Consider the following 9,722-nt stretch of genomic DNA (forward strand, 5'->3'; position numbering starts at 1 on the left):
ACGGCGCCGTCAAAGGATCGGGAGTCTATCAGCGCCGCCTTAACGGATTTTGACGCGGATAGACCAATATGAATGCGCGAATTCCGCGGATCGTCGCGTTACTGCACGCGGCGGCGCAGATAGTTAAGCAAATCGATGCGGGTGATCAGGCCGAGGAAGGTGCCGCCATCCATCACGATGGCCACTTGGCCGCGGTCGAACACCGGCAGCAGGGCCTCGATCGGCGACTTCACGTCCAAGCGGTCCAGCTTGCTGACCATGGCCGTGGCGACCGGATCGCGGAAGCGGGCCTCGTCACCATAGACATGCAGCAGCACGTCGCTTTCATCGACGATGCCGACCAGCTGGTCGCCGTCCATCACCGGCAGCTGCGACACGTCATACAGCTTCATGCGCTGGTAGGCGGTGGTCAGCAGGTCGTTCGGGCCGATCACGACAGTGTCGCGCTGGCCGTAGGGGCGCAGAATCAGGTCGCGCAGGTCGCCGTGCTGCGGGCGTTCCAGGAAGCCGTTGTCCAGCATCCAGTAGTCGTTGTACATCTTCGACAGGTACTTGTTGCCGGTGTCGCACACCAGCACCAGCACCTTCTTCGGCGTGATCTGTTCCTTGCAGTACTTCAGGGCCGCTGCCAGCAGGGTGCCGGTGGACGAACCGCCAAGTATGCCTTCCTTCGCCAGCAGCTCGCGGGCGGTGTGGAAGCTCTCGGCATCGGTGATGGCATATGCCTTCTTGACGCGGCTGAAGTCGGAGATCGACGGCAGGAAGTCCTCGCCGATGCCTTCCACCAGCCAGCTGCCCGACTTGTCGTTCAGGTTGCCGTCGTTGATGTACTCGGCCAGGATCGAGCCGACCGGATCGGCCAGCACCAGCTCGGTCTTCGGCGACAGCGTGGCGAAGGCGCGCGACAGGCCGGTCATGGTGCCCGAGCTGCCACAGCCGAACACGATGGCGTCGAGGTCACCGCCCATCTGCTCGAGGATTTCCGGGCCGGTGCCGAATTCGTGCGCCGCCGGGTTGTCCGGGTTGCCGAACTGGTTGATGAAGTACGCGCCCGGGGTCTGGTCGGCGATGGTCTTGGCCAGGTCCTGGTAGTACTCCGGATGGCCCTTGGCCACATCCGAACGGGTCAGGCGCACTTCGGCGCCCATCGCCTTCAGGTTGAAGATCTTTTCGCGGCTCATCTTGTCGGGCACGACCAGGATCAGCTTGTAGCCCTTCTGCTGCGCCACCAGTGCCAGGCCCAGGCCAGTGTTGCCGGCGGTGCCTTCGACCAGGGTCGCGCCGGGCTTGAGGTCGCCGCGCTGTTCCGCTGCTTCGATCATCGACAGACCGATGCGGTCCTTGATCGATCCGCCCGGGTTGGCGTTCTCGAGCTTCAGGTAGAGCTCGCAGACACCGGTATCCAGGCGCTGGGCCTTGACGATGGGGGTCTGGCCGATGAGTTCGAGGACGGAGGAATGAATGGGCATTCGGAAACTTCGCTTCGCGCCACGCTGGGCCGGACAGATGATTATCCGCCGGATGGCTGCGAATGTCAGGAGCCGTGAGCGTGCCGACCAATGGTCGGCACCTACCGGGGCAATGAGCGCTCGGCGGGCTGCCCAAGGGGATGCGGACGGCCCCGGATCGACGAGGAGACCAGTACCGCCCGCATCGGTGGACTGAGGGTATGCACGGGTGCAGGCCGTTGCCTGCGCGCCAAGGCACCACCGCCTGTGGTGCCTTGGCGCGGCCGCCGTTGCCGGCAACCGCGGGGCCATCGTTGGCCGGGTCACGCCGTTCCCGGCGCGACCGGAGCGTCAGTGCGTGGGGGACGTCGTTGCGAGCGGTGTTTCGTACATACGCAGAAGGCGTTGCTTGGCCAGCAGCTTCTCGCGCTTCATGCGACCCAGGGTGACATCATCGATCGGGAGCACACCCAACTCCGCGTCCATGCACTTCTTGTTCAGCTTGCGGTGCTGGTCATGGAGTGCCCGGAACTCCGGATCACGCGCGCGACGGGCGTCGATCTCGCTCTGGGGCTGATCTTCAAACATGATGGACCTCCTTCGACAGATACACGAACGCCCCGGCCGCAAGGCACGGGGCGTTGTTCATGGAGGAGCGCCGGTCGATTGCCACATGGGTGCCCACAACGACCTGCGGCACTGGCCTGCGCACGTCGGTCTGCTGCGGTTCGCGCCCTGCTTTCATCGGCCCGGCCCTCCCATCAACCGGTCCGCGGCATTGCGTCCCGGACGATTGACCCTACGCCTGCTCCGGGCCGGGTACAAGACCCCCGCGACAAAAAGACCGAACCCCGCCGGGGCGGGGTTCAGGCTGAATGCTCAATGCAACGAAAAACAAACAAATTCAAGCAATTACGGGGCGACGATGACCTCGGCCGAGCGCGCCTTGGTAGAGGCTGCCTTCTTGCCGCTGACCTGGATCCGGCTGCTGGCGACACCGGCTGAGACCAGCGCATCACGCAGGGCTTCGGCACGCTTCTGGCCGACGCCATTGGCGCTGTCGTAGGCCTCGATGCGGACCCGGCCCTTCTTGCCGATGTTCAGGTACTCGGCCAGGGCCTTGGCTTGGTTCTTCGCACCGCCGGACAGGCTGGCCGCACCGGCACCGAAGGCGTCGCCGCCGAGGGTGAACACCTCGCCGCGAGCATCGAACTTCGAGCCCGGCAGCTTCTGCCCGGACACCAGCTCGGCTTCCTCGCGCGCCAGCTTGGCGGCGTTCTGCTGGGCCGAGCTGAGGCGCTGCTGCTGCTTGCCAGCCACGCTGGTCAGGGCGTTCTCGGCGTCCTGGCGGGCCAAGGTCTCGGCTTCGGCGGCCTGGCGCAGGCGTTCGGCCTCCTCGGCCTGCATCTGCGCCTGCATGCGCAGCTGTTCGGCTTCCTGGCGCGCGCGGGCGGCGTCGCGGCGGCTGGCTTCGATCAGCAGGTCGCTGCGGGTGCGGTCCAGGCGGTCGACCTCGCGGGCGGCCAGGGCGGCGCGCACGCTGGTCTCGGCAATCTCGACCCGGCGCTCGGCCAGGTAGGTGGCCAGTTCCTGGTCGCGGCGCTTGGCCTTGTCCAGGGTGGCGATGGCCTGCTGGGCCTGCATGCGCTCGAAGGCGGCCAGCTCAGCAGTGTCGGGATTGGCCTGGATGTTCATCAGGCGCTGGCTCAGCTGGCCGACCATCGGGTTGTCGGCGGCGACAGCCAGGGCCGGCAGGGCCAGCGCGGAGGCCAGGGCCAGGGCGGAGATCGACTTCATCGGCGGTCCTCCCCGGTCGACAGCTGGCGCTGCAGCTGGTTGACCTCGTTGCGGCGCAGCTGCAGCTGGGCCGTGGCGGTGGCTTCCTCGCTGCGGGCACGGGCCAGGTCAGCGTCGGCAGCGGCGCGCAGGGCCAGTGCCGGGGCATTCTTGCGCTCACGGCGGTCGCCGGCGGAGCGCTGGGCCTGCTCCAGGCCCTGGCGGGCCAGGCCGATCAGGTCCGGGGCGTACTGGTCGGCGTCGGCCTGGGTGGCCTTGTCCACCGCCTGCCGGGCTTGGGCCAGTTCCTGTGCGCCATCCTGCGCCCAGACGGGAGCAGAGAGTGCGAATGCAAACGCCATCACATACAGGCTGTGGCGCATTCGTGCGAAGCTAAGTCGTTTCATTGGGGAGGCCGTACCGGTTGTCGGTTCACGGCCATTGTCGTCAAGCCGACACCGTGCTTGCAACGGGCGCCGGCAGTTTCGTTGGGGAAAATTCGCAATGGATATCGGCTACTTCCTGAAGCTGATGACCGAAAAGAACGCTTCGGACATGTTCTTGACCACCGGTGCGCCGGTCTACATCAAGATCGAGGGCAAGCTGTACCCGCTCGGCAACACCGGGCTGCCGCCGGGCATGGTCAAGAAAATCGCCTATTCGCTGATGGACGAGGGCCAGGTGCCCCAGTTCGAGCGCGAGCTGGAACTCAACATGGCCATCGCCCTGGCCGATGCCGGGCGCTTCCGTGTCAATGTGTTCAAGCAGCGGGGCGAGGTCGGCATGGTCATCCGCGCCATCCGCAGCCGGATTCCGAGCATCGAAGAGCTCAACCTGCCGCAGGTGCTGAAGGACGTCATCATGACCCCGCGTGGGCTGGTGCTGGTGGTGGGGTCCACCGGCTCGGGCAAGTCCACCTCGCTGGCGTCGATGATCGACCACCGCAACAGTACGACCACCGGGCACATCCTCACCATCGAGGACCCGATCGAGTACCTGCACAAGCACAAGATGTCGATCGTCAACCAGCGTGAGGTCGGCCTGGACACCCATGCCTTCCACAACGCGTTGAAGAACGCGATGCGTGAAGCACCGGACGTGATCCTGATCGGCGAGATCCTGGATGCCGAGACGATGGAGGCGGCCATTGCCTTCGCCGAGACCGGCCACCTGTGCCTGGCCACCCTGCACTCCAACAACGCCGACCAGACCATCGAACGCATCCTCAACTTCTTTCCGGAAAGCGCGCACAAGAACGTGCTGATGAACCTGGCGCTGAACCTGCGTGCGGTGATCAGCCAGCGCCTGGTGAAGAACAAGGAGGGCCGCCGCCTGCCGGCCACCGAAGTGCTGATCAACACGCCGATGATCCGCGACCTGCTGCGCCGCGGCCAGGTGCACGAGATCAAGGCGGCGATGGAGTCGTCGCTGGAAGAAGGCATGGAAAGCTTCGACCAGTGCCTGTTCCGCCTGGCCAAGGCCGGGGTGATCGAGCAGGAGGAAGCGCTGCGCGCGGCCGACTCGCGCGACGGCCTGGCCCTGAAGTTCCGCCTGTCCGAAGGTGGCAGCGGCGAGCACGATCCGTACGCGGATTTCTCCTCGCCCACCCAGGCCAGCATCACCCACGGCTTCTGAGCTGCAAAAAAAGGGACGGAGCTACCGGTAGCGCCGGGCCATGCCCGGCGGAATCCTGAAGAATTCAGGGGCCGTCTCATCCAATGAGACCGTCTGTACGTAGGTTTCCTCAATGGAAACGATCCGTAAGCTGGCCATCCTCGCCGACGCCGCGAAGTACGACGCCTCCTGCGCCTCCAGCGGCGCGGGCAAGCGCGACTCGCGCGCCAGCGGCGGCATCGGCAGTACCGAAGGCATGGGCATCTGCCACAGCTACACGCCGGATGGCCGCTGCGTGTCCCTGCTGAAGATCCTGCTGACCAACTTCTGCGTCTACGACTGCGCCTACTGCGTGAACCGCGTCTCCAGCAACGTGCCGCGCGCGCGTTTCAGCGTGGACGAAGTGGTTGCGTTGACCCTGGATTTCTACAAGCGCAACTACATCGAGGGCCTGTTCCTTTCCAGCGGCATCATCCGCAATGCCGACTACACCATGGAACAGATGGTGGAAGTGGCGCGGCAGCTGCGCGAGGAACACCGCTATGCCGGCTACATCCACCTCAAGACCATTCCTGAGGCGTCGCCCGAGCTGCTGGCCAGCGCCGGTCGCTACGCCGACCGCCTGTCGATCAACGTCGAACTGCCGACCGAGGCCGGGCTGAGTGCGCTGGCGCCGGAAAAGACCGTGCACTCGATCCGCGGCGCGATGGGCGAACTGCGCTGGCGCATCGAGGAAGCCAAGGAAGCACGCAAGGCGCCGGCCGCGGTCGCGCCAACGGCCACCCGTAGCGCGCGCCCTCGCCCGCCGCGCTTCGCCCCGGCCGGGCAGAGCACGCAGATGATCGTCGGCGCCGACGGGGCCAATGACCAGCAGATCCTGGCCAGTGCCGACGCGCTGTACGGCAACTACCGCATGCGCCGGGTGTATTACTCGGCCTTCAGCCCCATTCCCGATGCCAGCCGCCAGCTGCCGCTGCAGCCGCCCCCGCTGCAGCGCGAGCATCGCCTGTACCAGGCCGACTGGCTGCTGCGCTTCTACGGTTACGGTGTGGAGGAGATCACCGGTACCGCCCAGGACGGCATGCTGGACCTGGACATCGACCCGAAGATGGCCTGGGCGATCCGCCATCCCGAGCGCTTCCCGGTGGATCTGAACCGCGCGCCGAAGGAGCTGCTGCTGCGTGTGCCCGGGCTCGGCGTGCGTAACGTGAAGCGGGTGATGATGGCGCGCCGGCACGGCCGCCTGCGGGTGGCCGACGTGGCCCGGTTGAAGGCCCCGATGAGCAAGCTGCTGCCGTTCGTGCTGCTGGCCGACCACCATCCGCGCAAGGCGCTGGATGATCCGGCGGCGCTGCGCGCGCAGCTGGCGCCGCCGCCGCGACAGGGCTCGCTGTTTGATGCACCGCCCGCCGCCTGACGCGCAGCGCTGGTCGCTGCGGGTGGACCCACCGTGGTCGCTGGAGGCCTGGCGCGATGCCGCGCGCGAGGCGCTGCTGCGTGGCGTGGCACCGGCGCAGCTTGACTGGCTGGAAGGCAGCGACGCCTCGCTGCTGGATGCGCCATCGGTGCAGGGGGCTCCCCTGCCCGCCGACGCCAGCGCGCCCAGCGTGCCGCGCGATTTCATGGGGCTGGCCGCGACCTGCCTGTGCCATCGCGAGCCGCAGCGCCTGGCCCTGCTGTACCGGCTGCTGTGGCGCATCGCCCACGGCGAGCGCAGCGTGCTGTCCAACCCGGCCGATGCGGACGTGCTGCGGGCAATGGCACTGGCCCAGGCGGTGCGCCGCGACACCCACAAAATGAAGGCCTTCGTGCGCTTCCGCGAAGTGCCCGGGCAGACCGATGCCTTCATTGCGTGGTTCGAGCCGGACCACCACATCGTCGAGCGCGTCGCGCCGTTCTTCGCGCGCCGCTTCGCCGGCATGCGCTGGGCCATCCTCACCCCCGGCCGCAGCGCGTACTGGGATGGCGAGGCGCTGGCCTTCGGGCCCGGCGCCCATCGCGAAGATGCCCCGGCCGAGGATGCGCGCGAATCGCTGTGGCAGACCTACTACGCCAGCATCTTCAATCCCGCCCGCTTGAACACCCGGATGATGCTGCAGGAGATGCCGGCGCGGTACTGGCGCCACCTGCCCGAAGCGCAGCTGCTGCCGGGGCTGGTGCGCGATGCGGCCGATCGCGTGCAGGAAATGCACGACCGGCCCGCGCAGGCACCGCAGCGGAAGATTCCGCAGCGGCCGTCGCTGGCACCGTCCGCCTCCGCCGCCGACAGCCTGGAGGCGCTGCGCGCACAGGCCGCTGGCTGCCGGCAGTGCCCGCTGTGGGAGCCGGCCACCCAAGTGGTGTTTGGCCAGGGCCCGGCCGATGCGCGGGTGATGGTGATCGGCGAGCAACCCGGCGATACCGAGGACCTGTGTGGCCGGCCCTTTGCCGGGCCGGCCGGCCAGCTGCTGGACCGTGCCCTGGCCGAACTCGGCATCGACCGCGCCACGCTGTACCTGACCAATGCGGTCAAGCATTTCCACCACGAACGGCGCGGCAAGGTCCGCCTGCACAAGCGGCCGGAAAGCCGCCATGTGCGCGCCTGCCAACCGTGGCTGCTGGGCGAGATCGCGCGGGTGCGGCCGCAGCTCATCGTCTGCCTGGGCGCCACCGCCGCCGCGTCGGTGTTCGGCGCGGGTTTCCAGCTGTCGCGCGACCGTGGGCGCTGGCACACGCTGGAAGACGGCACACGCGGCTACGCCACCGTGCACCCGGCGTGGGTACTGCGGCAGGGCGATGACGTACGGCGCGAAGAGGCCTACCGGCTGTTCCGCGATGACCTGCGCCGTGTGCGGGAGGACGACGCGGAATCCGCCGGGAATGGCCCGGCGCTGCCACCGACGTCCGACCGGTAGCGCCGGGCCACGCCCGGCGAGCGATGCGGCATGTCAGCCTGCGTCGGGCTGGTTTTCCGGGCGGGCGCGGTCGAAGGCGTCCAGTGCCAGGCAGGCGGCCTCGATGCGGCGCAGGGTCGGGTACAGGGCCAGGTCCAGACCGAAGCGGTGCGCGTTGTACAGCTGCGGCAGCAGGCAGATGTCGGCCAGGCCGGGGCGGTCGCCGTGGCAGAAGATGCCGGTATCGGCACTGCCCGCGAGCATCGACTCCATCGCCGCAAAGCCATCGGCCATCCAGTGCAGGGTCCACTGCGTGCGTGCGTCGGCCGGTGCTTGCAGGCTGCGTTCGAGGTACTGCATCACCCGCAGGTTGTTGATCGGATGGATGTCGCAGGCCACCAGCTGGGCCAGTGCCCGCACCCGCGCGCGGCCGACCGCATCGGCCGGCAGCAGCGGCACCTGCGGGAAGCGCTCGTCGAGGTACTCGAGGATCGCCAGCGACTGGGTGAACGTGTGTCCCTCATGCAGCAGCGCCGGCACCAGCTGCTGCGGGTTGAGCGCGGCATAGGCGTCGGCATGCTGCTCGCCACCGTCACGCACCAGGTGCACCGGCCGGCCCTCCCAGGCCAGGCCCTTCAGGAACAGACCGATGCGCACGCGGTAGGCGGCGCTGGATCGCCAGTAGGTGTACAGCACGAGGCCGTCGTCAACCAGGATGTCCATCGCCGCCTCCATGCTCAGGGCCTGGCCGCCTGCTCGATGCGCTGTTCGATCGCACCGAAGATGCTGTTGCCGGCGGCGTCGAGCATCTCGATGCGCACCACGTCACCGAAGGACATGAACGGCGTGCTCGGCTTGCCGTCGCGCAGGGTTTCCACCACGCGCTGCTCGGCGAAGCAGGAGGCGCCCTTGCTGGTGTCCTCGTTGGCGATGGTGCCCGAGCCGACGATGGTGCCGGCGCCCAGCGGACGGGTCTTGGCCGCATGCGCGACCAGCTGGGCGAAGTTGAACTGCATGTCCACGCCGGCTTCCGGCGCACCGAACCACTGGCCATTGATGTGAGTCAGCAGCGGCAGGTGCACCTTGCTGTCCTCCCAGGCGGTGCCCAGCTCATCGGGGGTGACGAACACCGGCGACAAGGCCGAGCGCGGCTTGGACTGCAGGAAACCGAAGCCCTTGGCCAGTTCGCCGGGGATCAGGTTGCGCAGCGAGACGTCGTTGACCAGGCCGACCAGCTGGATGTGGCCAGCGGCCTGTTCCGGGGTGGCGGCCATCGGCACGTCGTCGGTGATGACCACGATCTCGGCTTCCAGGTCGATGCCGTACTCCTCGCTGACCACCTTGACCGCATCGCGCGGGCCATGGAAGCCGGCGCTGGTGGCCTGGTACATCAGCGGATCGGTGTAGAAGCTTTCCGGCACCTCGGCGCCACGGGCGCGGCGCACCCGCTCGACGTGCGGCAGGTAGGCGCTGCCATCAACGAATTCGTAGGCACGCGGCATCGGCGCGGCCAGCGCCTGCGGGTCGAGGTCGAAGACGCCATCGGCGTCGCCGGCGTTCAGCGATTCGTACAGGGCGTTCAGGCGCGGGGCGATGTGGCTCCAGTCCTCCAGGGCCTGCTGCAGGGTGGCGGCAATGCCGGTGGCGCGCACGCCGTGGCGCAGGTCACGCGAGACGACGATCAGGGTGCCGTCGCGGCCGCCTTCCTTCAAAGAACCAAGCTTCATGGGTGGGTGTCCGGAGTCGTGGGCAAACAAGTTTCAAGTGTAATCAAATGCGCGGTGTAGCCAAGCTGCAGCGCGGCATCGACCCACCCTACCGTAGTGGGGGTTCGGCAGGGCTTGCAGCCCTGCACCTGCTTCAAGCCACGTCTACGTCAAAAGCCATAGCGGCTCTGGTTTTTTGCTGGTTGGGCGGGGCGGTGTGGGCTTGCAGGACACGCCGTAAACCCCCCTCCGGGGTCCGGCCCAGCCGCTGGCGGCTGTGCGTTCGGGCGTTTGCGAAGCAGTGC

At 67.6% G+C, this 9,722-nt stretch carries 9 protein-coding genes; 3 read left to right on the forward strand and 6 right to left on the reverse strand.

The features are described 5' to 3' along the window. Positions 1-98 precede the first annotated feature (98 nt). The 4 genes from DCO49_RS07135 to DCO49_RS07150 form a co-directional block, all read right to left on the reverse strand. Positions 99-1,469, reverse strand: a complete 1,371-nt coding sequence (locus DCO49_RS07135) for a pyridoxal-phosphate dependent enzyme (protein ID WP_116863433.1) — start codon at positions 1,467-1,469, stop codon at positions 99-101. Between the two features lie 330 nt (positions 1,470-1,799). Beyond that, entirely contained in the window at positions 1,800-2,036 is a 237-nt protein-coding gene (locus DCO49_RS07140; protein WP_079220527.1) for a YdcH family protein, read from the reverse strand. Between the two features lie 324 nt (positions 2,037-2,360). Beyond that, on the reverse strand, positions 2,361-3,245 hold the full coding sequence (locus DCO49_RS07145; protein ID WP_116863434.1) for an OmpA family protein: 885 nt from the start codon (positions 3,243-3,245) through the stop codon (positions 2,361-2,363). Further along, positions 3,242-3,607, reverse strand: a complete 366-nt coding sequence (locus DCO49_RS07150; protein ID WP_116863435.1) for a DUF4398 domain-containing protein — start codon at positions 3,605-3,607, stop codon at positions 3,242-3,244. Before DCO49_RS07150 ends, DCO49_RS07145 begins: the two co-directional genes overlap by 4 nt. Before the next feature lie 121 nt (positions 3,608-3,728). Here DCO49_RS07150 and DCO49_RS07155 point away from each other — a divergent pair, with 121 nt between their 5' ends. The 3 genes from DCO49_RS07155 (at position 3,729) to DCO49_RS07165 (ending at position 7,732) form a co-directional block, all read left to right on the forward strand. Then, complete coding sequence (locus DCO49_RS07155; RefSeq protein ID WP_116863436.1) at positions 3,729-4,859, forward strand: PilT/PilU family type 4a pilus ATPase; 1,131 nt, start codon at positions 3,729-3,731, stop codon at positions 4,857-4,859. 112 nt (positions 4,860-4,971) lie between these two features. Further along, positions 4,972-6,255 carry a putative DNA modification/repair radical SAM protein gene (locus DCO49_RS07160; RefSeq protein WP_116863437.1) on the forward strand — a complete coding sequence of 428 codons (1,284 nt, stop codon included), beginning with the start codon at positions 4,972-4,974 and terminating at the stop codon, positions 6,253-6,255. Further along, a complete protein-coding gene (locus tag DCO49_RS07165) occupies positions 6,236-7,732 on the forward strand; it encodes a UdgX family uracil-DNA binding protein (RefSeq protein ID WP_116863438.1) in 1,497 nt (498 codons plus the stop codon). The genes DCO49_RS07160 and DCO49_RS07165 overlap by 20 nt, the downstream gene beginning before the upstream one ends. A 33-nt stretch (positions 7,733-7,765) precedes the next feature. Here DCO49_RS07165 and maiA read toward each other — a convergent pair whose 3' ends face one another. Both maiA and DCO49_RS07175 read right to left on the reverse strand, forming a co-directional pair. Beyond that, the gene (gene maiA / locus DCO49_RS07170; protein WP_116863441.1) at positions 7,766-8,434 is read right to left on the reverse strand and encodes a maleylacetoacetate isomerase; all 669 of its coding nucleotides are present in this window, start codon (positions 8,432-8,434) and stop codon (positions 7,766-7,768) included. Positions 8,435-8,448: 14 nt separating this feature from the next. Then, positions 8,449-9,438 carry a fumarylacetoacetate hydrolase family protein gene (locus tag DCO49_RS07175; protein ID WP_116863439.1) on the reverse strand — a complete coding sequence of 330 codons (990 nt, stop codon included), beginning with the start codon at positions 9,436-9,438 and terminating at the stop codon, positions 8,449-8,451. Positions 9,439-9,722 lie beyond the last annotated feature (284 nt).

The organism is Stenotrophomonas sp. SPM (assembly GCF_003105135.1).
Lineage (GTDB): Bacteria > Pseudomonadota > Gammaproteobacteria > Xanthomonadales > Xanthomonadaceae > Stenotrophomonas.

Coding starts and splice junctions, on each gene's coding strand:
- DCO49_RS07165 (WP_116863438.1), top strand. CDS start 6,236: ATGCACCGCCCGCCGCCTGACGCGCAGCGCTGGTCGCTGCGGGTGGAC.
- DCO49_RS07145 (WP_116863434.1), bottom strand. CDS start 3,245: ATGAAGTCGATCTCCGCCCTGGCCCTGGCCTCCGCGCTGGCCCTGCCG.
- DCO49_RS07135 (WP_116863433.1), bottom strand. CDS start 1,469: ATGCCCATTCATTCCTCCGTCCTCGAACTCATCGGCCAGACCCCCATC.
- maiA (WP_116863441.1), bottom strand. CDS start 8,434: ATGGACATCCTGGTTGACGACGGCCTCGTGCTGTACACCTACTGGCGA.
- DCO49_RS07175 (WP_116863439.1), bottom strand. CDS start 9,438: ATGAAGCTTGGTTCTTTGAAGGAAGGCGGCCGCGACGGCACCCTGATC.
- DCO49_RS07160 (WP_116863437.1), top strand. CDS start 4,972: ATGGAAACGATCCGTAAGCTGGCCATCCTCGCCGACGCCGCGAAGTAC.
- DCO49_RS07140 (WP_079220527.1), bottom strand. CDS start 2,036: ATGTTTGAAGATCAGCCCCAGAGCGAGATCGACGCCCGTCGCGCGCGT.
- DCO49_RS07155 (WP_116863436.1), top strand. CDS start 3,729: ATGGATATCGGCTACTTCCTGAAGCTGATGACCGAAAAGAACGCTTCG.
- DCO49_RS07150 (WP_116863435.1), bottom strand. CDS start 3,607: ATGCGCCACAGCCTGTATGTGATGGCGTTTGCATTCGCACTCTCTGCT.